This is a genomic window from Nocardia sp. No.11 (assembly GCF_038752175.1).
In the GTDB taxonomy this organism is placed as follows: domain Bacteria; phylum Actinomycetota; class Actinomycetes; order Mycobacteriales; family Mycobacteriaceae; genus Nocardia; species Nocardia canadensis.
In genome coordinates this window covers 33,447-60,429 of the sequence record NZ_JBCGFB010000028.1, presented here as the reverse complement: position 1 = coordinate 60,429, position 26,983 = coordinate 33,447, and the positions used below count along the sequence as shown (strand labels likewise).

At 70.3% G+C, this 26,983-nt stretch carries 31 protein-coding genes; 11 read left to right on the top strand and 20 right to left on the bottom strand.

The window, feature by feature from the left end; all coding sequences use genetic code 11:
* Window positions 1-54: 54 nt before the first annotated feature.
* Window positions 55-948: an NAD(P)-binding domain-containing protein gene (locus V8688_RS11790; protein ID WP_342800790.1), complete on the bottom strand. Its 894-nt coding sequence runs from the start codon at window positions 946-948 to the stop codon at window positions 55-57.
* Window positions 949-998: 50 nt separating this feature from the next.
* Here V8688_RS11790 and V8688_RS11785 point away from each other — a divergent pair, with 50 nt between their 5' ends.
* Complete coding sequence (locus V8688_RS11785; protein WP_218721501.1) at window positions 999-1,355, top strand: helix-turn-helix domain-containing protein; 357 nt, start codon at window positions 999-1,001, stop codon at window positions 1,353-1,355.
* A gap of 62 nt (window positions 1,356-1,417) precedes the next feature.
* On the opposite strand, the gene V8688_RS11780 is transcribed toward V8688_RS11785, so the two are convergent.
* Complete coding sequence (locus tag V8688_RS11780; protein ID WP_218721502.1) at window positions 1,418-2,287, bottom strand: phosphoribosylaminoimidazolesuccinocarboxamide synthase; 870 nt, start codon at window positions 2,285-2,287, stop codon at window positions 1,418-1,420.
* 207 nt (window positions 2,288-2,494) lie between these two features.
* On the bottom strand, window positions 2,495-3,451 hold the full coding sequence (locus tag V8688_RS11775; RefSeq protein WP_342800789.1) for a helix-turn-helix domain-containing protein: 957 nt from the start codon (window positions 3,449-3,451) through the stop codon (window positions 2,495-2,497).
* Between the two features lie 70 nt (window positions 3,452-3,521).
* Here V8688_RS11775 and V8688_RS11770 point away from each other — a divergent pair, with 70 nt between their 5' ends.
* From V8688_RS11770 to V8688_RS11750, 5 genes are all read left to right on the top strand, one after another.
* Window positions 3,522-4,469, top strand: coding sequence for an NADP-dependent oxidoreductase (locus V8688_RS11770; protein WP_342800788.1), 948 nt, complete (start codon window positions 3,522-3,524; stop codon window positions 4,467-4,469).
* 179 nt (window positions 4,470-4,648) lie between these two features.
* Window positions 4,649-7,240, top strand: coding sequence for an aminopeptidase N (gene pepN / locus V8688_RS11765; protein ID WP_342800787.1), 2,592 nt, complete (start codon window positions 4,649-4,651; stop codon window positions 7,238-7,240).
* Between the two features lie 181 nt (window positions 7,241-7,421).
* Window positions 7,422-7,877 (top strand): SRPBCC family protein, encoded by a 456-nt coding sequence (locus V8688_RS11760; protein WP_316573848.1) that lies wholly within the window; start codon window positions 7,422-7,424, stop codon window positions 7,875-7,877.
* A 120-nt stretch (window positions 7,878-7,997) separates the two neighbouring features.
* Complete coding sequence (locus tag V8688_RS11755) at window positions 7,998-8,603, top strand: ATP-dependent Clp protease proteolytic subunit (protein WP_218721507.1); 606 nt, start codon at window positions 7,998-8,000, stop codon at window positions 8,601-8,603.
* A gap of 25 nt (window positions 8,604-8,628) precedes the next feature.
* Window positions 8,629-9,219 carry an ATP-dependent Clp protease proteolytic subunit gene (locus V8688_RS11750; RefSeq protein WP_218721508.1) on the top strand — a complete coding sequence of 197 codons (591 nt, stop codon included), beginning with the start codon at window positions 8,629-8,631 and terminating at the stop codon, window positions 9,217-9,219.
* An 85-nt stretch (window positions 9,220-9,304) separates the two neighbouring features.
* Here V8688_RS11750 and V8688_RS11745 read toward each other — a convergent pair whose 3' ends face one another.
* Genes V8688_RS11745 through V8688_RS11735 form a run of 3 tightly spaced genes read right to left on the bottom strand, consistent with a single transcriptional unit; the run spans window position 9,305 to window position 12,566 of the window.
* Window positions 9,305-10,141 carry an SDR family oxidoreductase gene (locus V8688_RS11745; protein ID WP_218721509.1) on the bottom strand — a complete coding sequence of 279 codons (837 nt, stop codon included), beginning with the start codon at window positions 10,139-10,141 and terminating at the stop codon, window positions 9,305-9,307.
* Window positions 10,138-11,616, bottom strand: coding sequence for an NAD(P)/FAD-dependent oxidoreductase (locus tag V8688_RS11740; protein ID WP_218721510.1), 1,479 nt, complete (start codon window positions 11,614-11,616; stop codon window positions 10,138-10,140). Before V8688_RS11740 ends, V8688_RS11745 begins: the two co-directional genes overlap by 4 nt.
* Entirely contained in the window at window positions 11,613-12,566 is a 954-nt protein-coding gene (locus tag V8688_RS11735) for a patatin-like phospholipase family protein (protein WP_342800786.1), read from the bottom strand. The genes V8688_RS11740 and V8688_RS11735 overlap by 4 nt, the downstream gene beginning before the upstream one ends.
* Window positions 12,567-12,626: 60 nt before the next feature.
* On the opposite strand from V8688_RS11735, the gene V8688_RS11730 reads away from it, so the two are divergent.
* Window positions 12,627-13,229 (top strand): TetR/AcrR family transcriptional regulator, encoded by a 603-nt coding sequence (locus V8688_RS11730; RefSeq protein ID WP_308248668.1) that lies wholly within the window; start codon window positions 12,627-12,629, stop codon window positions 13,227-13,229.
* 9 nt (window positions 13,230-13,238) lie between these two features.
* On the opposite strand, the gene V8688_RS11725 is transcribed toward V8688_RS11730, so the two are convergent.
* The 12 genes from V8688_RS11725 to V8688_RS11670 all read right to left on the bottom strand — a co-directional run bounded on the left by V8688_RS11725 (window position 13,239) and on the right by V8688_RS11670 (window position 22,843).
* Complete coding sequence (locus tag V8688_RS11725) at window positions 13,239-13,643, bottom strand: helix-turn-helix transcriptional regulator (protein WP_342800785.1); 405 nt, start codon at window positions 13,641-13,643, stop codon at window positions 13,239-13,241.
* 58 nt (window positions 13,644-13,701) lie between these two features.
* On the bottom strand, window positions 13,702-14,910 hold the full coding sequence (locus tag V8688_RS11720) for a lipase family protein (RefSeq protein ID WP_316573844.1): 1,209 nt from the start codon (window positions 14,908-14,910) through the stop codon (window positions 13,702-13,704).
* A gap of 106 nt (window positions 14,911-15,016) precedes the next feature.
* Window positions 15,017-15,883: an alpha/beta hydrolase gene (locus V8688_RS11715; RefSeq protein ID WP_342800784.1), complete on the bottom strand. Its 867-nt coding sequence runs from the start codon at window positions 15,881-15,883 to the stop codon at window positions 15,017-15,019.
* 29 nt (window positions 15,884-15,912) lie between these two features.
* Window positions 15,913-16,215, bottom strand: a complete 303-nt coding sequence (locus V8688_RS11710; RefSeq protein ID WP_342800783.1) for a hypothetical protein — start codon at window positions 16,213-16,215, stop codon at window positions 15,913-15,915.
* Window positions 16,216-16,227: 12 nt separating this feature from the next.
* Window positions 16,228-17,373: an MFS transporter gene (locus V8688_RS11705; protein ID WP_218721515.1), complete on the bottom strand. Its 1,146-nt coding sequence runs from the start codon at window positions 17,371-17,373 to the stop codon at window positions 16,228-16,230.
* A 5-nt stretch (window positions 17,374-17,378) separates the two neighbouring features.
* The gene (locus V8688_RS11700) at window positions 17,379-17,996 is read right to left on the bottom strand and encodes a pyridoxamine 5'-phosphate oxidase family protein (protein WP_316573841.1); all 618 of its coding nucleotides are present in this window, start codon (window positions 17,994-17,996) and stop codon (window positions 17,379-17,381) included.
* Window positions 17,997-17,998: 2 nt separating this feature from the next.
* Window positions 17,999-18,568 carry an NADPH-dependent FMN reductase gene (locus V8688_RS11695; protein WP_218721517.1) on the bottom strand — a complete coding sequence of 190 codons (570 nt, stop codon included), beginning with the start codon at window positions 18,566-18,568 and terminating at the stop codon, window positions 17,999-18,001.
* 677 nt (window positions 18,569-19,245) lie between these two features.
* Window positions 19,246-19,800 (bottom strand): hypothetical protein, encoded by a 555-nt coding sequence (locus V8688_RS11690; protein ID WP_342800782.1) that lies wholly within the window; start codon window positions 19,798-19,800, stop codon window positions 19,246-19,248.
* A 51-nt stretch (window positions 19,801-19,851) separates the two neighbouring features.
* On the bottom strand, window positions 19,852-20,316 hold the full coding sequence (locus V8688_RS11685; RefSeq protein ID WP_316573839.1) for a DUF5130 domain-containing protein: 465 nt from the start codon (window positions 20,314-20,316) through the stop codon (window positions 19,852-19,854).
* The gene (locus tag V8688_RS11680; protein WP_218721519.1) at window positions 20,303-20,581 is read right to left on the bottom strand and encodes a hypothetical protein; all 279 of its coding nucleotides are present in this window, start codon (window positions 20,579-20,581) and stop codon (window positions 20,303-20,305) included. The genes V8688_RS11685 and V8688_RS11680 overlap by 14 nt, the downstream gene beginning before the upstream one ends.
* A gap of 70 nt (window positions 20,582-20,651) precedes the next feature.
* Entirely contained in the window at window positions 20,652-22,253 is a 1,602-nt protein-coding gene (locus tag V8688_RS11675; protein ID WP_308248670.1) for a glycoside hydrolase family 13 protein, read from the bottom strand.
* A gap of 176 nt (window positions 22,254-22,429) precedes the next feature.
* Entirely contained in the window at window positions 22,430-22,843 is a 414-nt protein-coding gene (locus V8688_RS11670) for a globin (protein WP_218721520.1), read from the bottom strand.
* 186 nt (window positions 22,844-23,029) lie between these two features.
* Here V8688_RS11670 and V8688_RS11665 point away from each other — a divergent pair, with 186 nt between their 5' ends.
* Window positions 23,030-23,743, top strand: coding sequence for an HNH endonuclease (locus V8688_RS11665; protein WP_255588610.1), 714 nt, complete (start codon window positions 23,030-23,032; stop codon window positions 23,741-23,743).
* A gap of 1 nt (window position 23,744) precedes the next feature.
* Here the strand turns inward: V8688_RS11665 and V8688_RS11660 are convergent, their stop codons facing one another.
* Window positions 23,745-24,314 carry an XRE family transcriptional regulator gene (locus V8688_RS11660; RefSeq protein WP_218721521.1) on the bottom strand — a complete coding sequence of 190 codons (570 nt, stop codon included), beginning with the start codon at window positions 24,312-24,314 and terminating at the stop codon, window positions 23,745-23,747.
* Window positions 24,315-24,381: 67 nt separating this feature from the next.
* On the opposite strand from V8688_RS11660, the gene V8688_RS11655 reads away from it, so the two are divergent.
* From V8688_RS11655 to V8688_RS11645, 3 genes are all read left to right on the top strand, one after another.
* Complete coding sequence (locus V8688_RS11655; RefSeq protein WP_218721522.1) at window positions 24,382-25,080, top strand: AzlC family ABC transporter permease; 699 nt, start codon at window positions 24,382-24,384, stop codon at window positions 25,078-25,080.
* A 151-nt stretch (window positions 25,081-25,231) separates the two neighbouring features.
* A complete protein-coding gene (locus V8688_RS11650; RefSeq protein WP_308248671.1) occupies window positions 25,232-25,552 on the top strand; it encodes an AzlD domain-containing protein in 321 nt (106 codons plus the stop codon).
* Between the two features lie 232 nt (window positions 25,553-25,784).
* Window positions 25,785-26,294, top strand: a complete 510-nt coding sequence (locus V8688_RS11645) for a DinB family protein (protein WP_308248672.1) — start codon at window positions 25,785-25,787, stop codon at window positions 26,292-26,294.
* Between the two features lie 15 nt (window positions 26,295-26,309).
* On the opposite strand, the gene V8688_RS11640 is transcribed toward V8688_RS11645, so the two are convergent.
* Window positions 26,310-26,981: a hypothetical protein gene (locus tag V8688_RS11640; protein WP_218721523.1), complete on the bottom strand. Its 672-nt coding sequence runs from the start codon at window positions 26,979-26,981 to the stop codon at window positions 26,310-26,312.
* Window positions 26,982-26,983 lie beyond the last annotated feature (2 nt).

The following is a 26,983-nucleotide window of genomic DNA, read 5'->3' as shown; positions in this document are numbered from 1 at the left end:
GGTGACCGGCCCGGTCACCGCGCGATCGCGCCCGACGGCGGTCTCCCACGGCGGCTAGATGCCGGGAAGTGCGCGCAGCAGGACACCGAAGAGTTCGGTGGGCGTGCCGGATTCGGCGGCCGCCTTGTCGATGGTGCCGAGTGCGCCCGCGGTGAATTCGGCGCTCTGCTCCGGGACGTAGTTCTCCGGGTCGTCGATGCCGGGGGCGTACTGCGCGAGCATGGTCGTCATCGCCTGCAGGAACGGCGCCATCAGCGTGGCCAGGTGCGCCGCGGTGCCACCGGTGGTGCGTACCATCTTGCCGCCCTGCTGGAAGCCGGCGAACATCGAGTACATGCCGCCCAGGATCGCCAGGTCGTACATCGCCGCGGCGCCGAAATCCGCGCCGACGAACTCGGCGCGGCCGAACAGCTCCAGCACGGCGCGGAACCGCTCGAAGGCCGCGGTCGCGCCGCTGTAGAGCACGAACGCCGCCGGTCCGCCGATCATCGACGGCACGGCCATGATGCCGCCGTCGATCAGGTCGACTTCGTTGGCCAGCGCCCACGCGCCCAGCGACCGTGCCTGCTCCGGCGTGGTGGTGGTCAGGTTCACCACGGTGCGACCACGCAGTCGCGCCGCGGCGGGCTCGACGTGTTCACGCACCGCCGGGTCGTCGAGCACGCACAGGATCACCAGATCGGCCGCCGCCATCGCCTCGGCGGAGGTCGCCGCGAGCACCGCGCCCTCGGCCACCAGCGCCTCGGCCCGCGCCGCGGTGCGGTTCCACACCGTCACCTGGTGGCCGCCGGCGAGCAGCGCCCGCGCCAGCGCCGTACCCATCGCGCCGAGACCGAGCACCGAAACCCGCTGCGCCGTCGCCGAGTTGGTCATGTTTCCCCTTGGTTCGGAGTTCTGGTTGCCGGTCGGCAACGCACTCCTAGATTCGCCGGTAGCGCTACACTGCACAAGTACCGACTATCAAGTCCAATACTCACCAAAAAGTAAGTAAGGCGAGCATGAAGCAGCGAGAGCGTCCGTATTCCTGCGGTATCGATGCCGCGCTCGATGTCGTCGGCGGCAAGTGGAAGGCGCTGATCCTGTGGGCGTTGTCCACCGGCACCCAGCGTTTCGGCGACCTGAAGCGACTGGTCCCCGGGGTGACCGAGAAGATGCTGATCCAGCAGCTGCGCGAACTCGAGCACGACGGCATCGTCCACCGCGAGGTCTACGCGCAGGTGCCACCGAAAGTGGAGTACTCCCTCACCGAGCTCGGGGTCTCACTCAATGCGGCGCTGGTGACGCTCGGCGCGTGGGGCACCGAGCATATGGACCACATCTGCGAGGTCAAAGGCGTTCTCGCGCCGGTGCACTGACGCCCCACGATCGCGAAGAGAGGGGGCGCGACGCCCGTTCACCGACGGGCGTCGCGGAAACCTCAGGACTGGATGCCACCCCAGGTCTTGCCGGTGATGCGCTCGTAGGCCTCTTCGTACTTGCGCCGGGTCGCCTCGACCACGTCGGCGGGGATCTCCGGGCCCGGGTACTCCTTGTTCCAGCCCGTGGAGGTCGACCAGTCGCGCACGAACTGCTTGTCGAAGGAGCGCTGGGCGCGGCCCGGCTCCCACTCGTCGGCGGGCCAGAAACGCGAGGAGTCGGAGGTGAGCACCTCGTCGCCGAGGGTGAGAACGTCACCGTCCCAGCCGAATTCGACCTTGGTGTCGGCGACGATCACACCCGCCTTCGCCGCGTGCTCGGCACCGCGCGAGTAGATCTCGAGGGTGAGATCGCGCAGCCGCTCGGCCACCTCGCGACCCTCCTGGTTCACCACGTCGGCGAAGCTGATCGCCTCGTCGTGCCCCTCGGCAGCCTTGGTGGAGGGGGTGAAGATCGGCTCGGGCAGCTTGTCGCCGTCCCGCAGCCCCGGCGGCAGCGCGATACCGGACACGGTGCCCGACTGCTGGTACTCCTTGAGCCCCGACCCGGTCAGGTACCCGCGCGCGATGCACTCGACCTGGACCATCTTCAGCGGCTTGACCCGGATACCGCGCCCGGCGAACTCGGCGGGCACGTCGGTGGCCGAGACCACGTGGTTGGGAATGCCGGTGAAGTACTCGAACCACCAGTTCGACAGCTGCGTCAGCAGCGCGCCCTTCTCCGGAATCGGCGTCGGCAGCACGACGTCGTAGACCGAGACGCGGTCCGACGCGACGAGCAGCAGGGTGTCGCCGTCCTCGTAGAGGTCACGAACTTTCCCGGCGTGCACATGCTTCAACGTCGAGCCTCCGAATCCTGGGTGGGCGTACATCCTCGGTATGCAAGGACTGTACCGGCCACCCCCGGCACCGAATCCGACCTGGTCACCACGACGCGAGGGCGGTCACATTCCGATGCGGCGCGCTCTCACCCAGGCCGCGACGGCGGTCGCCGACGTGTGCCCAGCCTGGCCGTAGCCGCGCCGCGATGACGGTCGCCGGTGCGCAGCCGGACCAGCCGCGGTCGGCGGGGTTGCCGCTCAGGCGGTCGCGCGCTCGCCATCGGCGACGCGGAACGTGCGGCGGTAGGCCAGCGGGGCGACGCCGACGGCGACCTGGAAGTGCTGGCGGAGCGAGGTGCCCGTCGCGAAGCCGACGCGGCTCGCGATCTGCTCGACCGACAGATCGCTGGCCTCGAGCAGGAGCCTGGCCCTGGCGACGCGTTGCTGGGTGAGCCAGCGACCCGGACTCGTCCCCACTTCGTCGACGAAGCGGCGCGCGAAGGTGCGCTGACTCATTCGCGCGTGCCCGGCCAGTTCCGCCATGGTCAGCGGAAGCTCGAGGTGTTCGAGCGCCCAGTGCCTGGTCGCGGCGGTGCTGGCCATCGCGGGATCGGGGACGGGCTGGTCGATGTACTGCGCCTGACCGCCCTCGCGCCACGGCGGCACCACACAGCGGCGCGCCACGTGGTTGGCCACCGCGCTGCCGTGGTCGGCGCGCACGATGTGCAGGCACAGGTCGACGCCGGAGGCCGCGCCCGCCGAGGTCAGGACGTCGCCGTCGTCGACGAACAGCACGTCCGGGTCGAGCCGGACCCGGGGGAAGTGCCTGCGGAACGAGTCGGCCATGCGCCAGTGCGTGGTCGCGGGCCGCCCGTCCAGCAAACCCGCCGCCGCCAGGACGAACGCTCCGGTGCAGATCGACACGATCCGGGTGCCGGGCCGGATCCGCGCCAGCGCGCCCAGGGTCACCTCGCCGAGCCCGTGCAACGCCTCGGTGATGTCGGAGGCCGGAATCACCACCGTGTCGGCGGTCGCCAGCAACTCGGGCCCGTGTTCGACGGCGATCCGGAAGTCGGCGCAGGTCCGCACCGGCCGCCCGTCGGCCGAGCAGGTGAGTACCTCGAAGCGGTCGTCGAGGGTCCCGAAGATCCGCTGGGGCGTACCGAGTTCGAACGGGTAGACGCCGTCGAGCGCCAGGACCACCACGCGATGCATGGCACGATTCTATCGGAGGATGACAATCTTGCCATTTTCTCGCCGGGTCGCACCCGGCACCGTTGACCCCATGACCGACACCATGCACGCCATCAGCCAGGACTCCCTCGGCGGACCCGAGGTCCTGCACGAGGTCGAACTCCCCCGCCCCCTCCCCGGTCCGAGCCAGCTGCTCGTCCGGGTGCACGCGGCCGGCCTCAACCCGACCGACTGGAAACATCGCGCGATCCCCGGATTGTTCCTGCCCGCACCGCCGTTCGTCCTCGGCTGGGACGTCTCCGGTGTCGTCGAGGCGGTCGGCTTCGGCGTCACCCTGTTCGAGCCCGGCGACGAGGTGTTCGGGATGCTGCCCTATCCGCACGGGCACGGCTCGCTGGCCGAGTACGTCGTCGGGCCCGCGCGCGCCTTCGCCCGCAAGCCCGCGGGGGTCGACCACATCGTGGCCGGGGCGACCCCACTGGCCGCGCTCACCGCCTGGCAGGCGCTGGTCGACACCGCGAATCTCGAGGCCGGCCAGCGGGTGCTGATCCACGCGGCCGCGGGCGGGGTCGGCCACCTCGCGGTGCAGATCGCGAAGTCGCGGGGCGCGTATGTCATCGGGACGGCGAGCGCGCCCAAGCACGAGCACCTGCGCGCGCTGGGCGCCGACGAACTGATCGACTACCGGGAGGTCGATTTCGCGCAGGTCGTGCGCGACGTCGATGTGGTGCTCGACACGCTCGGCGAGGAGAACTCCCACCGGTCGCTGCCCACGCTGCGACCCGGCGGCCTGCTCGTCACCATCCGGGCCGGCGCCCAGGACGACCTGCGGGCCGCGGCCGCCGAGCGGGGCGTCCGGTTCGCCGCGCTGCTCGTGGAGGCCGATCACGCGGGCATGAACGCGGTCGCCGACCTGCTCGCCGCCGGCACCATCCGCCCGACCATCGCCGGGGTGTTCCCGCGGGCCGAGGCGGCGAAGGCGCACGCGATCGGCGAGACGGATCGGACGCTCGGGAAACTCGTCGTCACGATGCGCTGACCGGACCCGCGCCGCCACCGGTGGGTGGCGGCGCCGCCGGTGCGCGCGGGCGGCGCCGCATCGGCGGGAAACTCGTGAGCGACGCCGCACGGCAAGTGGCATTGTGGACGCTGATGTGCGCACCGGTGCGAACCGGAACGCGCGAGGAGTGCCGTGTTCGTCGACGACGAAGGAGATCTATGTCCGCCCCGAATCTCACCCGCGACCAGGCGGTCGAACGCGCCGCGACGGTGGCCGTGCAGAACTATCGGATCGAACTCGACCTCACCGACCAGCCGCGCAGCGCGGGTTCGGAAGTGTCGGACACCTTCGGTTCGAAGACCACCGTCACCTTCACCGCCACCCCCGGCGCGAGCACCTTCATCGACCTGGTGGCCGCGCGGGTGCGCTCGGCCGTCCTCAACGGCACCCCGCTCGATGTGAGCGACTACGACGAGTCGACCGGCATCACCCTGCCCGCGCTGGCCGCGACCAACGAACTCGTCGTCGAGGCCGACTGCGAGTACTCGCACACCGGCGAGGGCCTGCACCGCTTCGTCGATCCGGCCGACGACAACGTCTACCTGTACTCGCAGTTCGAGACCGCCGACGCCAAGCGGATGTTCGCCTGCTTCGACCAGCCCGACCTCAAGGCCACCTTCGACATCGTCGCCACCGCGCCCGGTGACTGGAAGGTCGTCTCCAACGGCGCCACCGCCGAGGAGCACAAGGTCGGCGCGGTCGTGCGGCACACCTTCGTGACCACCCCGAAGATGAGCACCTACCTGGTCGCCATGATCGCAGGCCCGTACGCGCGGTGGACCGACACCTACACCGACAGCCACGGCGAGATCCCGCTCGGCTTGTTCTGCCGCGCCTCGCTGGCCGAGCACATGGACGCCGAGCGCCTGTTCACCGAGACCAAGCAGGGTTTCGCCTTCTACCACGACAACTTCGGCGTGCCGTACGCCTTCGGCAAGTACGACCAGCTGTTCGTGCCGGAATTCAACGCGGGCGCGATGGAGAACGCGGGCGCGGTCACCTTCCTCGAGGACTACGTCTTCCGGTCCAAGGTCACGCGCGCGTCCTACGAGCGCCGCGCCGAGACGGTGCTGCACGAGATGGCGCACATGTGGTTCGGTGACCTGGTCACCATGAAGTGGTGGGACGACCTGTGGCTCAACGAGTCTTTCGCCACCTTCGCCTCGGTGTTGTGCCAGGCCGAGGCCACCGAATACACCAGCGCCTGGACCACGTTCGCGAATGTGGAGAAGTCCTGGGCCTATCGCCAGGACCAGCTGCCCTCGACCCACCCGATCGCCGCCGACATCCCCGACCTGCACGCGGTGGAGGTCAACTTCGACGGCATCACCTACGCCAAGGGCGCTTCGGTGCTCAAGCAGCTCGTCGCCTATGTCGGCCTGCAGCCGTTCCTGGCCGGTCTGCGTGACTACTTCGCCGAACATGCCTACGGCAACGCCACTTTCGACGATCTGCTGGCCGCGCTGGAGAAGGCGTCGGGCCGTGACCTGTCGAGCTGGGGCGCGCAGTGGCTCAAGACCACCGGCCTCAACATCCTGCGTCCCGACTTCCTCGTCGCGCCGGACGGCACGTTCTCGAGCTTCGCCGTGGTGCAGGAGGGCGCCGAGCCCGGCGCCGGCGAGCACCGCGTGCACCGGATCGCGGTCGGCGTCTACGACGATGTCGACGGCAAGCTGGTGCGCACCCACCGCGCCGAGCTCGACCTCGACGCGACCGGACGCACCGAGGTACCCGAGCTGGTGGGCGTGGCACGCGGAAAACTGGTGCTGGTCAACGACGACGACCTCACCTACTGCTCGCTGCGTCTGGATCCCGATTCGCTCGACGTGGTCGTGCAGCGCATCGGGGACATCGCCGACTCGCTGCCGCGCACGCTGGCCTGGTCGGCGGCCTGGGAGATGACCCGTCAGGCCGAGATGAAGGCCCGCGACTTCGTCGCGCTGGTGCAGCGCGGGATCGGCGCGGAGTCCGAGATCGGCGTGGTGCAGCGCCTGCTCATGCAGGCCGCCACCGCCCTCTCCAGCTACGCCGAACCGGGATGGGCCGACCAGGAGGGTTGGCCCGGCTTCGCCGACCGGCTGCTCGAGCTGGCCGGTGCCGCCGAGGCGGGCTCGGATCACCAGCTGGCCTTCGTCAACGCGCTCACCGCGGCCGAGCTCGCACCGCGCCACACCGAGGTGCTGGCCCAGTTGCTCGACGGTGATCCGGCCGCGGCCGGTCTGGCGGGGCTGACCGTCGACACGGATCTGCGCTGGCGCATCGTCACCGCCCTGGCGGCGGCGGGCCGGATCGACGCCGACGGGATCGACGCGCCGACCATCGACGCCGAGCTGGCGGGCGATCCGACCGCGGCGGGCAAGCGCCAGGCCGCGGCGGCGGCCACCGCGCGCCCGATCGCCGAGGTGAAGGCGCAGGCCTGGAACACCGTGATGGGTGACGATTCGGTGCCCAACATCACCGCCCGCGCCATCGTCGGCGGCTTCGCGCCCGCCGGTCAGGGCGCATTGCTCGCGCCGTATGTGGACAAGTACTTCGCCGAGATCCCGGCGGTGTGGGAGCGCCGGTCGAGCGAGGTCGCCCAGACCGTCGTCGTCGGCCTGTACCCGCACTGGGCGATCAGCGAGGACGCGGTCGCCAAGGCCGACGAGTTCCTGGCGGGCGATCACCCGCCTGCCCTGTACCGCCTGGTGTCCGAGGGCCGGGCCGGCATCGAACGTTCGCTGCGCGCCAGGGAGTTCGACGCCAAGTAAGCCGGACCACCCGATGGCCCCGATCCCCCGCGGCGGATCGGGGCCATCGGCCGTTCTGCCCGCCGCCTCACGTCCCGTTGCGCTTGTGCGGCGCAGCGATTTTCGGCCACCCCGCTCTACTACGTGAAGTAGTATTCAATTCGGGGGAATTCCTCCCTGTCGACCTCGAGGGAGAAGCGGGATGGAAACTGTCGTCGTCGAACGCGTGATCGCGGCACCGATCGAGCAGGTCTTCGACTGGTGCGCCGACACCACCAATTATGAGCGCTCGCGCTGGGTGCTCCGCGACAAGCTCATCACTCCGGGGCAGGGCGCGCCCTACGGTGTCGGAGCGATCCGCCGGCACACCTGGCTGATCGGCCACTTCCACGAGCGGATCACCCGTTACGACGCACCGCGCTCGTTCGACTACGTGGTCGATCGGAGCTTCCCGCCCGCGCGACACGAGGGCGGTACCCTGACCTTCACCGCCACACCCGGCGGCACGCGGGTCGTCTGGACCACGACCTCGGAGGTCAGCGTCCCGCTGCTGGGCGGACCGGTGACCCGCCTCCTCGCCAAGCCGCTCATCGGCCGGGTCTTCGGGCAGATCCTCGACACCTGTGCCGAGGAACTCGCCGCGACACCCGCGGGCTGACTCACCGGGACGGACCGACGCGGCGTGCGCCGATCCCGTGGATTCGCTCGCTGCTGTGAGCAGATCCGCTGGGGGCAGCAAAAGGCGCGAAACACGGTGCGGGCGAGGCACCGTGGGGACATGGCACACGACGACAAGACCCCGATGTTCAGCTGGCGGGCGCGCGAACAGCTGTTCGGGCGCCGAATCCTGGTACTGGACGGCGCGCTCGACGACGACAACGGCACCCTGCTGATCACCCAGCTCCTCACCCTGGCCGCGCAGGGCCCCGAGGCGCCGATCTCGCTGTGGATCCACTCCCCCGGCGGCTCGGTGCCCTCGATGCTCGCCATCCGCGACGTGATGCGGCTGGTCCCGTGCGAGGTCTCCACCCTCGCCCTCGGCTTGGCGTGCAGCGCCGGGCAGTTCCTGCTGTCCTCCGGCGCGCCCGGCCGCCGGTTCGCGCTACCGCACGCCCGCATCCTCATGCACCAGGGCTCGGCCGGAATCGGCGGCAGCGCCGTCGAAGTCGAGGTGCAGGCCGACGATCTGCGCTACACCGTCGACACCGTGCTCGGCCTGATCGCCGCCGACACCGGCCAGCCCTTCGATCGCGTCTACGAGGACTCCCTGCACGACCGCTGGTTCACCGCCACCCAGGCGAAGGAATACGGCTTCATCGACCACATCGTCGAATCCTTCGACCAGGTCATCCCCAACCGTCACCGCATCGGCATCACCGCGTGAGACACGCTCTCGCAGAGGAGAACCCATGACCAGCTATACGATTCCCAATGTCGTGTCCCAGCATCGCGGCGGTGAGCGGATCACCGATATCTACTCGCACCTGCTCAGCGAGCGGATCGTCTATCTGGGCACACCCATCGATTCCGGGGTCGCCAACGCGCTCATCGCCCAGCTGCTGCACCTGGAATCCGACAGCCCCGGCCAGCCGATCAGCCTGTACATCAACTGCGAGGGCGGCGATCTGTCCGCCATGCTCGCCGTCTACGACACGATGAGTTTCATCAAGGCGCCCGTGCACACCACCTGTGTCGGCCAGGCCATCGCGGTCGGTGCGGTATTGCTGGCGGGGGGCGCGGCGGGGCATCGCGCGATGCTGCCGCACACCCGGATCGTGTTGCACCAGCCCGCGACTCGCGGTCAGGGCACCATTCCGGATCTGATCCTGCAGGCCGACGAGATCGTCCGGATGCGCGCGGCGATCGAGGCGATCCTGTCCAAGCACACCGGGCAGACCCCGGAGACCCTGCGGCGCGACACCGACCGCGACCGCGTGTTCACCGCCGCGACCGCGCTCGAGTACGGCCTGGTCGACCGCGTACTGCACGAGCGGGAGTGATCGCCGGGCTGTGCGCGCCCGCGGGATCGGCCCAGCCGACCCCCGCGGGATGCGGTGCGAGCACAGCCGGCGATTCAGCAGCGGCTCACTGCTTTTCGATGCGATCCAGGTAGGCCCGGCGCACCCGGTCGTCGACCCGGGTGATCGCGGCGTCGTCGTTGGCGGCCTTGCGCAGGACCCGCATCACCGGCTCGGGCACCAGCCCGGCGACATCGGCCGCCAGCCCCACATACGACGGCACCGCGGTCTCGGCGGCCCTGGTCCGCACGCTGCGGACCACGGCGGCGGCGATGTCCTCGGGGTCGACGGCGGGCAGGATGCCGTAGTCGATGCCGGAGCTGAGTTCGGTGCGCACCGCCGAGGGCAGCACCGCGCTCACGCTCACGCCGGTGGAATCCATCTCCAGCCGGGTCGCCGCGGTCAGCCCCACCACGGCGTACTTGCTGGCGTTGTACACGGCCAGGCCCTTGATCGGGAACTTGCCCGCCAGCGAAGCGACGTTCACGACGTGGCCGTAGCCGCGCGCCACCATTCCGGGCAGGGCCAGCCGCATCCCGTGGATGACGCCGTAGACGTTGACCTCCATGGTGAGCTGGTCGATCCGGTCGGACTGGTCCAGAAAGGCGCCGTTGGGCATCACGCCGGCATTGTTCACCAGGACGTCGAGCGGTCCGCCGCGCCACTTCTCGGCGGCGGCGAGGAAGGCCGCGTACGAGGCCTTGTCGGTGACGTCGAGGACATGGCCCAGCGCACGATCGCCGAGGCCCTCGGCAGCCTGCACCGCCAGCGCCTCGTCGAGGTCACCGAGCGCGACATAGGCGCCCTTGGCGGCGAAGGCCGCGGCGGTGGCCAGACCGATGCCGCGCGCGGCGCCGGTGATGGCGACCAGCGCGCCGTTCAGATCGATCCGTGGGTAGCTCATGCCGGTACCGCCATCTCGTCGTCGTGGGTGATGCTGAAATCGTCGGGGTCGAAGGCGCTGACCCGGCGGGTCAGTTCGCCGGTGGACCAGGGCCAGCTGAAACTGTTGCGGCCGTTGGCATCCAGGTAGTAGCTCTGGCAGCCACCCGCGTTGTAGACGGTGCCGGTCAGCGCCGCCTGCACCTGCTCGACGTAGCGGGCCTGCACCTCGGGACGCACGTCCAGGACCGCCCAGCCGCGGCGCCGGGCGCTCGCGATCGCCGAGACCAGGAAGTCGACCTGGGCCTCCAGGATCGCGAAGGCCGAGGAATGGCCGGTGCCCAGACTCGGGCCGAGCACGGTGAACGCGTTGGGGAAGCCGGTGGTGACCGTGCCGAGGTAGGCCTCGGGCGAGCCCTGCCAGTGCTCGGCCATGGTGCGGCCGTCGGCGCCGCGCACGATGTCGGCCAGCGGGGTGTCGAGGATGTGGAAGCCGGTGCCGAGGATGACGGCGTCGACCTCGGCGGTGCTGCCGTCGGCGCCGTGCACGGTGCTGCCGCGGAACTCGGCGACGGCGGTGGCGTGCACGTCGACGTTGTCCTTGGTCAGCGACTGGAGGTAGCTGTTGGAGAACAGGATTCGCTTACAGCCGAGCAGGTAGTCGGGGGTGAGCTTGGCGCGCAGCCGCGGGTCACGCACCACCGCGCGCAGATACGCCGAGCCGACCTTCTGCACGGTCTGCATCAGCGGCCGCGGGTTGCGGAACGCCACGCCGAGGGCTTCCATCAGCCCGTACTCGACCGAACGCAAGGCCTTGTGCGCGAACGGCAAGCGCCGCATCACCCGCTTCTCGATGGCGGGCACCGGGTGGTCCAGCTTGGGCAGCACCCACTGCGCGGTGCGCTGGAACAGGTGCAGCTCGGCGACGTCGGGCTGGATGGCGGGCACGAACTGCACCGCCGAGGCGCCGGTCCCCACCACCGCGACGCGCTTGCCGCGCAGGTCGTAGTCGTGGTTCCAGCGCGCGGAGTGGAACACCTCGCCGGGGAACTCGGCCAGGCCGGGGATCTCGGGAACGCGCGGCTCGTTCCACGGTCCGGCGGCCGAGACGACGAAGCGGGCGGTCAGCTCGCCGGTGCTGGTGTCCAGGCGCCACCGGCGGTCGGTGTCATCCCAGCTGGCGCCGAGCACTTCCACCCCGAAGCGGGTACGGGCGGGCAAGCCGTTGTCGCGGGCCACCCCGTCGACGTAGGCGAGGATCTCGGGCTGGGTCGCGAACAGCCGCGACCATTCGCTGTTGGGCGCGAAGGAGAACGAGTACAGGCCCGAGGGCACGTCGCAGGCGCAGCCCGGATAGGTGTTGGCGCGCCAGGTGCCGCCGAAGGTCTCGGCCTTCTCGAGGATGACGACATCCTCCACGCCCGCCTCGGCGAGCTTGATGGCGGCGCAGATGCCCGAGATGCCCGCACCGATCACGACCACTTCGTGGTGACTCATACGATTTCTCCTTCGACGACAGCGGTCCGGATCGCCTCGGCGACCCGGGCGGGGACGGCTCGGCGGGCGGCGGCCAGGGTGGCCGGGCGCCGGGCGGAGTCCATGAAGTTCGGGCCCATGGCCGCGAGTTCGGCGGGACCGGGTTCGACCCGGATCACCCGGGTGCCCGCAGCGCGCAACAGTGCCACCTCGCGGTCGAGGCCGCGGGTCATCTGAGCGCGCAGGAGGCGCTCGACGCGGCTCAGGCCGGTCGCGGACGCACCGCCCTCGGTGGTCATCGGCGCGACGACCACCACCTCGTCGAGGTCGAGGGGGGCCAGCAGATCGGCCGACACCGAGGACACCGCGCCGCCGTCGACGAAGGCGCGCCCGCGCACCGGCACCGGCGGGAACCAGCCGGGGATGGCCCAGGAGGCGGCGATGGCCGTGCCGAGGTCGACGGTCGGCGCGCTCGGGGATCCGAAGGCGACCCGCTCGCCCGTGCGGGGGTCGGCGGCGACCAGCCAGGTCGCCGGGTGGTCGACCCAGCCGCCGCGGGGGGTCAGCGCCCGGCCGAACGCGCGCAGCCAGTCGGCGTCGCCACGCCCCTTCGGCAGCAGTCCGGCCAGCGCGGTGTACACCGAGCCGCTGCGCATACCGGCGCCGACCAGCCCGAGGCCGGGCAGTCCGAGGGCGGGTACCGGCGGCGTCATGCCGGGATCCACCGCCACGTGGTCGGCGAGGACCGGATCCGCGTCGGGCGCGCCGTCGAGAGCGGCGAGTAGATCGCCGGGGGTCCGGCCGGAGCCGAGCGCGGCGACGATCTCCGCGCCCGCGGAGGTGCCGATCAGTACGTCGGCGGTGCGGACATCCCAGCCGAGCGCCTGTTCGACGGCGTCGAGGGCGACCGCGGTCCAGGCGAAACCGAGGATGCCGCCGCATCCGATGGCGAGGCCACGTCGTGTAGTCATAATTCGGATACTAACGGTATTCGAATTCCAGCGGTACCCCAGATTTGCTAGACTGGGTCCGTGGCCGCCCGGATGACGCGTAAGGAATCGCACGCACAGACCCGTGAACGACTGGTCGAGACCGCCAAGCGGCTGTTCCTCGCCGACGGCTACAACGTGACCTCCCTCGAGAAGGTGGCCGCCGAGGCCGGCTTCTCCAAGGGCGCCGTCTACTCGAACTTCGCCACCAAGCACGAACTCGGCCTGGCCGTGATCGACGTCGTGCACGTCGAGCGCGCGGAATCCCTCGCCGCGGCGGTGCTGACCGGCGATTCCATGGCGGAGCGGATCGAACGCTTCGCGCGCTGGGCCGACGAGAACATCGGTGATGTCGGCTGGACCGCGCTCGAAGTCGAATTCGCCACCAGCACCCGGCACATGCCCGAGGTGCGCACCGAACTGGCCGAGCGCAGGCGGTCGATGACCGCGGTGCTCGGCTCACTGATCCAGGTCCAGGCCGACGAGATGGGCTTCGAGCTGCCCATTTCGGCCGACGATGCCGCCGTGCAGCTGCTCTCGCTGGGTATCGGTCTCGGCGTGCAGCGCGCGATCGATCCCGAGATGCCGGTCAGCGCGCTGGTCGACCTGCTGCGCGGCCTGCTCGCATCCGTCCTGACGGCGTAACCGTCCGGCTCAGGCCGCCAGCAGGACGGCGTTGGGGGCGAACGAGTTCTGCGCGGGCGCGGGCCGAACGGGCGTGGCGATGCTGCGGTCGCCGCCGACCACCACGGCCCGGGCCGGGACCCGGCCGCGCATAGCTTCGGCCACCTGGCCGACCAGCTCGCTCAGCGAGGTGCCGAGCGCGCCGGCCAGCGCCGCGATCATCTCACTGGAGGGTTCCTTGCGGCCGCGCTCGACCTCCGACAGGTACTGCGGCGAGATGCCCGCGCGCCCCGCGGTGTCGACCAGCGTCGAGCGCTGCTCGAGCCGCAGGCTCCGCAACCGCTCACCGAGGGCTTCGCGCCACAACGGTTCGGGGCGCGGCCGCCCTTCGCCGCGTCCGCCCGGAATCACCCGCAACCCGTTGTGTTCGCCCATACGTCGAGCGTAGGGACGCCGGTCCCGACACACCCGGTTCTTCTGCTGTGGGCGTAACTCAGCGGGTGATGCCGAAGCGGGTGTCCACCCAGCCGAGCGCGTCGGCGAACCCGGCGGCGACGATGCCGCTGTGGTCGACGTCGTCGTACTTGCGGTAGTCGACGGACTGGCCGTTGAGCTGCTGTTCGGCCACCATCGCGTCGGTCGACTTCAGCGGCACCGTCAGGTCGGAGCGCCCCTGCAGGACCAGCACCGGTGCCGCGAACCGCAATCCGCTGGGATCGTTGTCGTCGAGGACTCGCAGCAGGCCGGACGGATCGCCGTCCTCGGTGAACACGTCCTTCGCCGAGAGCCCACCCCACCTGCTCCGATCCCGCAGTCCCGCGGTGCATTCGGAGTCCGCGAGCGGCAGCAACGAGACCGCGCGGCCGGTGAGGAACCGGCCGGGATCGACATCGGTGACGGTCTGCGCGCCACGCACCAGCAGGGGCACATACAGCGAGATGTCACCGGTGCCGAGCTTGCCCAGCGGATTCGACACCGCCCACTTCGCCATCCTGACCTGTTCGCCGAGATGGGAGGCGGGGGCCAGCGCGACCGCGCCGAGCAGTGGCGCGCCCGGCGCCCACGCCCCGGCCGCGCTCGCGGCGAACAAGGCGGCGTGCCCGCCCTGCGAATGCCCCATCGCCACCCAGCGCGCGCCCACGGTCTTGTCGACTTCTCGTGCGGCCGTGGCGATATCGCTCATCGCCCGCTGCTCGGTCTCGCCGATCAGATAGCCGTGGTCGCCCGGCGTGCCCAGGCCCTGATAATCGGTCCTGGCCACGGCGTAGCCCTTGGCGACCCAGCGCGCCTGTTCGTCCTTGCCCGGCGAGGACCCCTCGGCGCGCGAGGGCGCGCACACATCGGCGACCCCGTTGGTGCCCGGCGCCCAGGACAGCAACGGCCAGCCGCCCGCGGGCGGTGTCCCCTCCGGCACGGCGAGCGTGCCCGAGACCGCCACGGGCTTGCCCTGCGCGTCGACCGATCGATACAGCACCAGGAAGTTCCTGGCTCCCGGCACCGCCTGCGAACCGGTGACGGGCTGGGTCCGGATCACCGAGCCGTGCGGTCCCGGAATCGATTCCGCCGGTGGCGAATAGAAGTCGGACCGGGGAGTGCCCGCGACCTCGGTCACGCTCGCCGTGTCCTGCCCACAGGCCGCCGCCGTCACGGCCAGACAGGCCACCGCGGCGGCCGTGATCACCCGAGCGATTCCTGTCCGCATGTTCCCCCCACGTGCCACCGAACGGCCGCCACGCGCGGCCGGTAAACCGCCGATCAGGGTACTCGATGCCGCGGGGACGGCCGGGAGGCCCGGCCGTCCCCCGGACTCAGCGCAGCACCCGGCCGAGGAAGTCGCGAATCAGCGCCGCGATCTCCGGTCCGTGCGACTCCAGCGCGAAATGACCGGCGTCGAGCAGGTGCAGTTCCGCGTCGGGCAGATCGCGCAGGTAGGCACGGGCACCGTCGGCGCCGAAGATCTCGTCGTGCTCACCCCAGGCGATCAGCGTCGGCGGCTGATGCTCGGCGAAGTACTTCTGGAACGCGGGGTAGCCGTCGAGGTTGTTCTTGTAGTCGAAGAACAGCTGCAGCTGGATCTCCTTGTTGCCGGGGCGATCCAGGTAGGCCTGGTCGAGGGTCCACGTGTCCGGGCTGACCAACGCCAGCCGATCGGCCGGAACACCGTGTGTGTACTGCCATTTGGTGGCGTCGAGCTCGAGCAGCTTGCGCACCTCGGGTTCGTGGGTGACGCGGTCGTTCGCGTGCGCGAACAGCACCTCCCAGAACGGCGTGAAGCCCTCCATGTAGGCGTTGCCGCTCTGGGTGATGATGGCGGTGATCCGCTCCGGGTGGCGCGAGGCGATGCGCAGGCCGATGGGGGCGCCGTAGTCCTGGATGTAGATCGCGAAGCGCTCGATACCGAGGGTGTCGAGCAATTCCAGGGTGATGTCGGTCAGCGAGTCGAAGGTGTAGTCGAAGTCCTCGACGCTCGGGGCGCCCGACTGGCCGAACCCGAGATGGTCGGGCGCGATCACGTAGTAGTCGTCGGCGAGAGCCGGGATCAGGTTGCGGAACATGGCCGAGCTGCTCGGGAAGCCGTGCAGCAGTAGCAGAGTGGGGTTCTCCGGGTTGCCCGCCGCGCGATAGAAGACGGTCTGCCCCTGGATCTGGACGGTGTTGTGGCTGATCTGGCTCATGCTGGATCTCTCTTTCTCGATGGGTGTGATTACTCGGACCAGGTGGAGTTCTGGACGGCCTCGGTGAAGGCGGCGAGGATCTGTCGGCGCCGTCGATCTCGAAACGCTGGTTGCCGGAGCGGTAGCGCCGGGTCAGGCCCAGGTCGTGGGACATGGCGCAGACGTAGCGGATCTCGGGGTCGTAGCTCGGGCCGGACGCCGCCCCGCGCAGCGCGCCGAAGTAGTAGACGCGGCGGGAGTTGGTGGTAGATCAGCGGACTCGCCGCGGCGCGGACCAGCTCGGTGGCCTCGGCCACCAGCGCCGAATCCGGGATCGCCGGAAGCTCGGTCATCGGGTGTTCCTTTCAGACGGTGACCGGTTCGCGGTGGCGGACCGGAGTGATCAGTGCGGCGGCGGCGACGGTGAACACCAGGCCGAGCGCGAAATAGCCGCGGTAACTGTCGGTGAGGGCGTGCACGACGGTGGCCACGCCGAGGCCGGCGGCGGCGGCCAGCTGGTGGATCACCCAGGCGGGGGCGAGCGTGCGGCCCATCCGCGCCGGGTCGAGGCCGCGCGACAGAATGGCCATGGTCAGTGGGATGACCGGGAACGAGGCGATGCCGAACAGCACGGCCACCACGACCAGCACCTGGGGTCCGGGCACGAACACAGCGGGCAGCAGGGCGGCCAGGCGTACCGAATACAGCACCCGGAGCAGCGATTCCGGCGGGAAGCGGCGCAACAGTCGCACCATCGCCGCCGAGGTGAGCCCGGCCGCCAGGGCGGCCAGCGCCACCAGCCTGCCCGCACCCGCCACCGACCAGCCCTGCTCCACGGCGTGTTTGGGCAGCATCAGCACCACCACGTACAGGGTCGCCGCGTGTAAACCGAACGACACCAGCACTTTCCATCGATCGGCCAGCGACTCCCCCGCACCGGCGCTGGTCGCCGCCCGCTGATCCGTGGGCAGCAGCACCCACAGCGCGGCGGTGGCGGCCAGCCCGATCGCGCCCAGCAGCGCGAAGGTGGCGCGCACCCCGATCGGCTCGAACAGCGCCGTGGCCGCCCATGGCGTGATCAGCTGTCCCAGGTTGATGCCGATCGCGGCCCGCGCCATGGCGGGTCCGGCCTGCGGGCCGTGCGCGCGGCCGAGCAGCGTCGTCACGGTCAGCGTCGACGACGACGCGAAGCCGAGTCCGCCCAGCACCATGTACGCCGCGACGAACTGCCAGGTCTCGGTGACGGTGGCCAGCACCAGATAGCTGCTCGAGATCAGGGTGAGCCCGCCGATCAGCACGAGCTTGGGCCCGAACAGATCCAGCAGCCTGCCGATGCCCTGCTGCGCCAGCCCGGTGACCGTGGTGCCCAGCGCGGCGGCGACGGCCAGTGCCGTCGCCGAGACGCCGTAGGCCGCGGCCGTCGGGGCGAAGAACACGCCCATCGTGAAGTTCAGCCCGAACGACACGGTCATCGCCGCGAGTCCGGCCCAGGCGAGATGTTCACGTCGCATGTCGGTCACCTCCTTTCCGTGTGTAGCCGGGCGATCTCGCCCTCGAGTTCGGCGATCCGATCGCGCAGGACCTGCATCGCCTCGGCGACCGCCGCGCGTGGATACAGCGGCGGAATGTGCTGACGGCAGTTCCAGTCGAACGCCTCGATGTCGATCAACACCGCGCGCTCGAGCTGCGCGCGATACCCCTCGACCGCCAGCGAGGCGACCAGGTCCGGATCGTCGGCGGCTTCGACCACTCGCGCCCGGCCGAAGATCTTCATCCGCGCCTGCGCGGCGTAGTCCATGAGGAACAGCGAGACCCGGTCGTCGTGGTCGAGATTGCCGCGGCTGATGTATTGCTTGTTGCCGCGGAAGTCGGCGAAACCCAACGTGCGATCACCGAGCACCTTCAGCAATCCCGGTGCGCCACCGCGATGCTGGATGTACGGCCAGCCGGTCTCACCGACCGTCGCCAGGTAGAAGCTGTCCCGCTCGCCGATGAACCAGGCCTCGTCGGGCCCGATCCGGTCGGCGACCTCGGGCACCTGCGCCATCCGCTCGTAGCTGCGCAGACTGCCGTGCGCGCGCTGGTGCTCGCGCACCAGCGGAGTGAACGCGACCTGCGCGTAGTGCCCGGTCACGACTACCCCTTCGCCCGTTCGATCTTCCCGGCGAGCGCGGCGAGCAGGCTCTGGAGCAGGTCGATGGTGGTCTCGTCGACCAGGTTGCCCGCGTCGTCGAACCGCTCGTGCGACCGGAAGGCGATCACCTCCGGCTTGACCACCACATCGCTCTCGGTCCAGACGAAGACCTGTCGCAACGCCAGTTGCGCTCGGACCGAACCGAATTGGGTGGGCGCGGCGCCCATGATCGCGACCGGCTTGCGCAGCAGCGGCAGCCCTTCGGTTCTGGTCCAGTCGGTGCTGACCCAGTCGATGGCGTTCTTGAGCACACCGGGGATCGAGTAGTTGAACTCCGGCGTCGCGATCAGCACGCCGTCGGCGGCGGCGATGCGGCGACGCAGGTCGGCCACCGCGGCGGGTCGCTGATCGGGCGTATCCAGGTCCTGGTCGTAGGGCGGGATCGCCCGGAGCCCGTCGTAGATCTCGATGTCGAGGCCGGCGCCGAATTTCTGGGCGGCGCGCAGCAGGGCGGTGTTGTGCGAGTCGGCGCGCAGGCTGCCCGACAGCGCGAGGACGGTGTGGTTGGTCATGGGCTCGCTCTTCTGGGTCGTGCGGATGGGATCCGTTGTTCTAACCAGTCATCGATACTTTAAAGGTTAGTCCGGGCCTCGTTGATTCCCGGTTCGGGAAAAAATCTCGGATTCAACGACGGAGCGCCTTCGTGGCGTACTCAGAACCTACGGCGCGGGCGCGGTATCGACGGCGGACCACCGGCGCCGCGCGGCGGACATTCCACGCCAGATCGTCCAGCTGGAAGGGTTCGCACTTCGGTTGCCCGCGAACGGTTGTCGTCGACTAACATCCGCTGGTGATCGACAGCACCATCCCGGTACGCACCGCCCGGCTGATCCGGGCGACCGCGCGGGGTGTCGGGGTCACCGAGGCCGAGCTGCGTCATCTGCCCGGCCCCGACCCCGCGGACATCGCCGATGGCCTGGCCCGCATTCCCACCGAGTCGACCTGGCGCATCTGGGAACTCACCGAGGCGATCGGCGGTCCCGGTGCCGGACTCCGGGCGGGAGCCGCGGCCGATCGTGGGCAGTTGCTCGAGTGGGACTACCTGTTCACCAGCGCACCCACCCTGGCCGAGAGCGTCCGCATCGCGTTCGACCTGCGCGCCCTGGTGACCGATCCAGGTGTCGGCTGGTCCGTGCGCGAGGACGGCCGCTTGCTGGTCCTGCGGTTCGACGCGATCGAGCCCGACCCGCTACTGGCCCCGGTCGAGGACTTCATCCTCTCCACCGTGCTGCGGCGAATGCGCGAGGCCACCCGGACGGCGATCACGCCGGTCCACGTCGCGCTCCGCAGGCGCGCACCCGCCACCCGGCAGCACCTCGTCGATCTCTTCGGCACCCAACGCATCGATTTCGGCGCCCCGCACGCCCAGCTGACCTTCCTCGACGTCGCCGACCTGCCCACCGGCACCGATCCGCAGCTGGGCGCCCTGGTCCGGCACCACGCCGAGCTCGCCCTCGCCGGCTCCTGCCCCGTCCCCACCGATCAGGAGGCGCTGCGCGCCGCGATCCTCGACGAACTCGCCACGGGCGAGCTCACCCTTCCCGCCGTCGCCGCTCGCTTCGCCGCCAGTCCGCGCACCTTCCAGCGCCGCCTCGCCGCGGCGGGCACCACCTGGCGCGACGAAGTCGACGCCGCCCGCCGCGACCGTGCCGAACGTCTGCTGCGCGAGTCCGACCTCCCCGTCCAATCCATCGCCGCCCGCCTGGGCTACACCGATGCTCGCGCCCTGCGCCGTTCCTTCCACCGCTGGACCGGCCACAGCCCCGATGCCTTCCGCCGGTCGGCGGGAAACGAACTAGCGGCCGATGGCCGCGGCCATCACGCGGACGGCGGAGATCAGGCCGTCGATCAGGTTGCCCTGACGGAACGACGCCAGCGCGGCGGTGACGCCCAGCTGGCAGATGCGATCGTTGGCGCGCTCGGCGACGTGCGCACCGGAGCGCACCTCGATGGCGCCCTGGTTCGGCGAGACCGCGATGAGCACCGAGTCGGCCGCCTCGGGGGTGTTCGGCAGGACCGCGTCGGCGCCGGCCGCCGGGTCGTTGCCGAGATCGCCGAGGTAGATGTTGAAGCGGACCTTGGTCGCGCGGGTCGCCTCGGTGAGGGCGTTGTCGAGCATGACGCGCTCACGGTCGGTGAAAGGCACCTCGTCGAAGACGGTACCCGGCTCGTGCACGCCCGAGACGCGACCGCTGCTGGTCAGTGCGAATCCGTGCGGCAGGTCGGCCTCGACCACCGCGGGCCACTTAGAACTTGCCACTTGCCCGGCCTCCGATCAGCTCCGCGTTCGCGGCTTCGAGAGCCGCATGGCTGCCATGCGACTCGGCGGTGTGGTGACCCGCCGCGGCGGTCACCTCGTCGGTAGCACTCCACAGCACCGGCGAGTGGGTCCACTTCTGCCCGAGCGCGAAGTGGGCCGGCTTCTCACCGGGGAATGGCTTACCGAGATAGGACAAACCCGCGATCGCGAAGTAGATCGCGGCCGGGATGCCGACGAAGATCAGCACTGTCTCGAGAATGCTCACGGTCCAACGGTAGACGATGCTCTGTAGTAGTTCATCCTCCGGCACTCCCGAAACCGCGTGTCCACCCTCCTCAGACCAGCCAGGCCGCCGCGTTCGCGGGCAGCCGGTCGTCGGCGACGGGGGCGCTGGCCAGCAGCACCTCCCCCGGCGGCAGCTGGATCGGCCCGTCGGAGGCGTTGAGGACACAGATCAGTCCACCCGGCCTGCGGAAGGCCAGGCATCCGTCCGGGCTGCCGTACCACTCGATCCGGTCACCCGCGAATTCCGGCCGCGTGCCACGCAGATCGATCGCCAGCCGGTACAGCGACAGCGTCGAATGCAGGGTCTCCAGTTGGGCTTCCACCGTGCGGTCGGCCCAGTCGGCCGGGATCGGCAGCCACGGCGTGCCCGTGGTGAAGCCGAACGGGGTGGTCGAGCCCTCCCACGGGATCGGCACCCGGCAGCCGTCGCGCCCGCGTTCGGTGTGGCCCGAGCGCTCCCACACCGGGTCCCGCAACGCGTCCTCGGGCAGATCGTCGACGTTGGGCAGGCCGAGTTCGGCGCCGTTGTAGACGAACACCGCCCCGGGCAGCGCCAGCTCGACCATCGTCATCGCCCGCGCCCGCGCGACCCCGATCCGGCCGCCGCCGTAGCGGGTGACCTCGCGTTCGATGTCATGGTTGGACAGCGTCCAGGTCGGCGGGGCGCCGACGCCGCTCACCGCGTCGAGGGAGTGCGTGATCGCCTCGCGCACACCCTCGGCGGTGTAGGGGGTCTCGGCCAGGCGGAAGTTGAACGCCAGGTGCAGTTCGTCCGGGCGCACGTACTCGCCGAAGCGGGTGTTGTCGTCGACCCATACCTCGCCGATCGACACCGCGTGCGGGTAGTCGTCGAGGACCGCGCGGATGCGGCGGTGGATGGCGTGCACGCCCGGGTTGTTGAAGCGGGGATCGTCGTCGTCGTGGACCAGCATCTTGGTCTCGACCTTCGCCATGTCGGGCAGGCCGTCGGGCTTGGCCATCCCGTGCGCGACATCGATCCGGAAGCCGTCGACCCCGCGGTCGAGCCAGAACCGCAGCGTCTTCTCGAAATCGGCGGCGACCTCGGGATTCTCCCAGTTCAGGTCCGGCTGTTCCGGCGCGAAGATGTGCAGGTACCACTGGCCCGGGGTGCCGTCGGGCTCGGTGACCCTGGTCCAGGCCGGGCCGCCGAAGATGCTCGGCCAGTTGTTCGGCGGCTCGGCCCCGTCGGGGCCGCGGCCGTCCCGGAACAGATAGCGGGCCCGCTCGGGGCTGCCCGGCGCGGCCTCCAGGGCCGCGGTGAACCACGGGTGCTCGACGCTGGTGTGATTGGGCACCAGGTCCATCGTCACCTTGATCTCGCGGTCGTGTGCCTCGGCGATCAGCTCGTCGAACGCGGCCAGCCCGCCGAAGAGCGGGTCGATGTCGCGCGGGTCGGCCACGTCGTATCCGCCGTCGGCCTGCGGCGAACGCATCACCGGACAGATCCACAGCGCGTCGACGCCCAGTAACTCCAGGTAGCCCATCTTCTCGCGAACGCCGCCCAGATCGCCGACACCGTCACCGTCGGAGTCGGCGAACGAACGTGGGTAGACCTGATAGAACACGGCGGTTGTCCACCACGGAGCGGTGCTGTTTTCCCCCGGCACCGGCGAGGCAGGTGTCTGTGTCACAACCGCAATATTGCCAAAGATTGCCCGGGATATTCCTACGGCGCGAGACTTTCTTCGAATCTGGCAAATCGCCAGCGTTCGCCACGCCGGAGCGAAACATCGGGGTAAACCTCGGCATCGACCCGAAACCGCGGCGCCACCTGCCGGTCATCAGCGAACGCGGGGCACCCTTCCCCTCACCCGGGCGCGTTCTGCAGCGAGGCGGCCGCCATCTGGAAGTAGTCCATCAGCTGCTTGCGGTGCGCGTCGTCCAGGATCGATGGCTCGATCTCCCCGACCGCGATCGTCATGCACCGCAGCCACGCGTCACGCTCGAGCGGGCCGACGACGAACGGGTTGTGCCGCATCCGCAGCCGCGGGTGCCCACGCTCGTCGGAATAGGTCCGCGGCCCGCCCCAGTACTGCTCGAGGAACATCCGCAGCCGACGCTCGGCGGGGCCCAGATCCTCCTCCGGATACAGTGGGCGCAGGATCTCATCGACAGCGACCTCGCGATAGAACACGGACACGATGCGGCGGAACGTCTCGGCGCCACCCACCGCTTCGTAGAACGAGGTCGTTGTCTGCTCACCTGAAGTCACGACGTCCATTGTGCCCCGATGACCGGGCACGCGACGCGGCGGCAGCCGCGCATCACGAACGCGTGGCCCTTCAACCACAGTTCACCCGAAAGTTTGAAAAATAGCCGTGCAATACCGGCAGAACCATGGTCAACTGGGGGGCAGTATCGGCCCCAGATACCACATGATCCTGCCAATCATGAAATTGAGGTCAAGATGAAGCAGCGACCAGGCGCCCGGTCACACGAGGCGCGCGCGCACCGACAACTCCAGCCCGCCGACGTCCACAATCGTGGCTCGGGGGCTATCCCGCTGCATATCTTGTCCGATCACCATCCGGGCGCACACGGTCATCACGACCTGCCGCATCACCCCGCGCCATTGCATCTTGCCGGAGACCACGACGCCGCCGCGTGGCGCAAACGCCGGGTCCTCCTCCTCAACGCCACCTACGAACCGCTCACCGCGCTGTCCGCGCGCCGTGCCGTCGTCCTGCTGATCTGCGCCAAAGCCGACGCGGTCCACGACAACCCCGAAGCCCCGGTCCTGCACTCGGCAGGCGCCGAAGTGGCGATTCCCTCCGTCATCCGGCTGCGCACCTACGTGCGCGTGCCCTACCGCGCCCGGGTGCCGATGACCCGCGCCGCGCTCATGCACCGCGACCGCTATCGCTGCGGCTACTGCGGCGGCAAGGCCGAGACCATCGACCACGTGATCCCGCGCAGCCGCGGCGGCGAGCACTCGTGGGAGAACTGCGTCGCCAGCTGCGCCCCCTGCAATCACCGCAAGGCCGACAAGATGCTCACCGAGCTCGGCTGGACGCTGCGCCACCCCCTGGTCTCCCCCAAGGGACCGCACTGGCGGCTGCTGTCCACCACCGCCGACCTGGATCCGATCTGGTTGCAGTATCTCGGCGAAGGAGCCGCCTGAGTCAGGGGCTCTCGATGACCATCGAGGCCCAGGTCCCCGGTTCCAGCGCCTCGAAGATGTGCGGAAGATCGCCCAGGTAGCGGACGTAATCGCCGGGGCCGATCTCGATGGGCTCGTCCGCCGGGCCGACCAGCGCGCGCCCGGCGGCCAGCACCACGTGCTCGACCACGCCCGGGTTGTGCGGATCGGAGCGGCGGGTATGGCCGGGTTCGGCCGCGATCCGGTAGACATCGCAGCGCGTGTGCGACTGCCCCGCTGCGAGCAATGTCACTCGATAGTCCGCGTCGGCCGATGGCACCGGCGCGCCCTCGTCGGCGCGGATCACCTGGACATTGGGCCGGGGCGGGTCGAGCAGCCGCGAGAACGGCATCTCCAGCGCGACGCACAGCGCCCACAGGGTTTCCAGACTGGGATTGCCGGTGCCCGATTCCAGTTGCGACAGTGTCGATTTCGCGACGCCGGCCCGGCTCGCGACCTCGGTCAGCGACAAACCAGCGCGCGCGCGTTCGCGGCGCAGCGATGCCGCGATCACCGCTTGGGGTGGTCCGGTCACCGGGTCCTGCCGGTCCATCAACGCCTCCTGGGAGCTGGCGATTTCGCGTTGACTTTACCCACCTGTCGCGTTCAATATGAGAAACATGCGTTCGATATGGCGAACACTCGATCGGCGAACCGTCACCGCCGTGGCCGCGGCCTGCCTGGCCGTCGGCCTCTTCGGCGTGTCCTACGGCGCATCGACGATCGCGGCCGGGTTCCCGGTCTGGATGCCGATCGTGATGGCGGTGACGGTGCTGGCCGGCGGGTCCGAGCTGCTGTTCTTCGGCATCGTCGCGGCGGGCGGTAGCCCGCTCGCCGCCGTCGTCGCCGGACTGCTGCTCAATGCCCGGCACCTGCCCTACGGCCTGTCGGCGCCGGAGGTCTTCGGCCACGGCTGGAAGCGAGTGCTCGGCATCCACGTGCTCAACGACGAGTCGGTGGCGTTCGCGACCGCGCCCGGCGACCAGGAGCGCAAGCGCGCCGCCTACTGGGCCTGCGGCATCGGCGTCGCCCTGAGCTGGCCGCTGGGCGCGACCCTCGGCGCCGCCCTGGGTTCGCTCGTCCCCGACACCTCGGCTCTCGGTCTCGACGCGGTGTTCCCGGTGATCCTGCTCGCGCTCATCCTGCCCGCCCTGCGCGACCGCGCCACCCTGCGCCCGGTCCTGGTCGGCGCCGCACTCGCGGTCGCGGCCGCCCCGTTCGTCCCCGCCGGCCTGCCGGTGCTGATCGCTCTGCTCGGCTTGGTGTTCGCGCTGCGGCCACCGGAGCAGACCGAGAGCCCGGCGGCACAGCCATGCTGACCTCGGCCGTTCGGCCCGGGCACGCCGGTGCGCGGTCGATACCCGCCCGGTCGATCCCCGCGCGTCCCGGCCGCGCGCTCGGATCGCCGAGGGTCGTGCCGACCTGTGCGACCGGCCGGACTCCGCCCGTCTCCCAGCGGCGGTGCCCGTCGTGAACACCCCCTACCTGCTGCCCGCGATGCTCACGCTCGCCGCGGGCACCTACGCGCTGCGGTGGACCGGCCCGGCTCTTCGGCATCGACTTCGCCTGTCGCCCAGGATGATCCATCTTCTCGATACCGGCGCGCTGATTCTGCTCGCGGCGCTGGTCGCGACCGCCACCCTCCCGACCGGGTCCGGCGAACTCGGCATCGCCCTGCCCGCCGGAGTGACGGTCGGCGGCCTCCTCGCGTGGCGCCGTGCGCCGCTGCTCGTCACCGTGCTCGCCGCGGCGGCGACAACCGCCCTCCTCCGACTGGCCGGCGTGCACTGACGCGGCGCCGTCACCCTGTGCTCGACGACCGTGACGCGGCGACTCGCGAGCGTCCACCGACCTGATCGTCACACTGCCGTCGAGTCATGGTCGGCACGGGCCGGCTCGCGCCGCTGCTGGCCACCGTCCCCGAGATTACGGACACGCGCACGTCGACCATTCTGCTCCGGCGCCGCGCGCGCGACCTCGTTGTCGCCGGGAGATGTCCGACCCCACTGGCACCATGTCGCCCGTGACCACGAGCGAACGACCGATGCCGCCCCTGAACGCCGACGAGCGCGCGACCACGGAGGCGTGGCTCGACTTCTACCGCGCGACGCTGGCGCTCAAGTGCCAGGGTCTCGACGACGCCCAGTTGCGCACCGCCGCCGCGCCATCCGCGCTGACCCTGCTCGGCCTGCTCCAGCACATGGCCGAGGTCGAACGTAACTGGTTCCGCCGAGTCCTCGCCGAGGAGCCCGCGCCGCCGATCTACGACCCGCACGCCGATACCGCGGGACACGACGGTGGTTTCGAGCTCACCGACGACTCGTCCTACGACAAGGCCGTCGCGGTCTGGCAAGACGAGATCGCCCATGCCCGCCGCAATTGCGCCGCTCGCGAGCTGGACGACACCAGCCCGTTCCTGGACAGCCGGGTGAGCCTGCGCTGGATCTACACCCACATGATCGCCGAGTACGCCCGCCACTGCGGCCACGCCGATCTGCTGCGCGAGCGCATCGACGGAGCCACGGGCGTCTGAGCCCGGCGCACGACCTCAGCTGGGCGACAGCGGGATCCCCCCACCCAGGCGACGCGCGACGGAGCCGTAACGGGCGTCGAGGCGCAGCCAGGTGCGGGTGGCGCGGACGCGGACCAGTTCGGTGGGCTGGATGCGGCGCGATTCGGTCTTCTCCCCCGCGTGCGGGATGAAGTCCATGGCGGTGAGGGCGAAGACGACCCGCATCGGGACCTCGACCGCGAGGTCGTCGGCGCCGGTGACGGTGAGCACCGACTGGTCCAGCAACGAAGCGGGCGGGCCGTGGGCCCCGCCGTGCTCGCGGGCCAGATCGGCACCGCGCTCGGCCAGCTCGACCAGTGCCCGAGCCGGGACGTCGTCGACGTGGGTGAAACCGTCGGCGGGTGGCAGCGCACCGCGCCAGGCCGAGTCCATCGAGTAGCCGAGGTCGATCGGGTGCCCGGTGCGCAGACCCGCCAGCACCGTATCGGCGCCGACGGTGACATCGTCGACACCGAGTTCGGCGGTGACCGTGCGCACCGCGAGGGTCTCGAAACCTGTTGCGACCCACGCGGAGACGAGACTGGAACCCCGCCGCCGCAACCGGACCACCGCGGCCGGGTCGAGCCGGATCGCCCGGCTGAGGAAGGTGGCCAGGTTCTCGCGTTCGGCCGGGTCGGGAGCGTGCAGCACCCGCTGTTCGGAGCTCACGG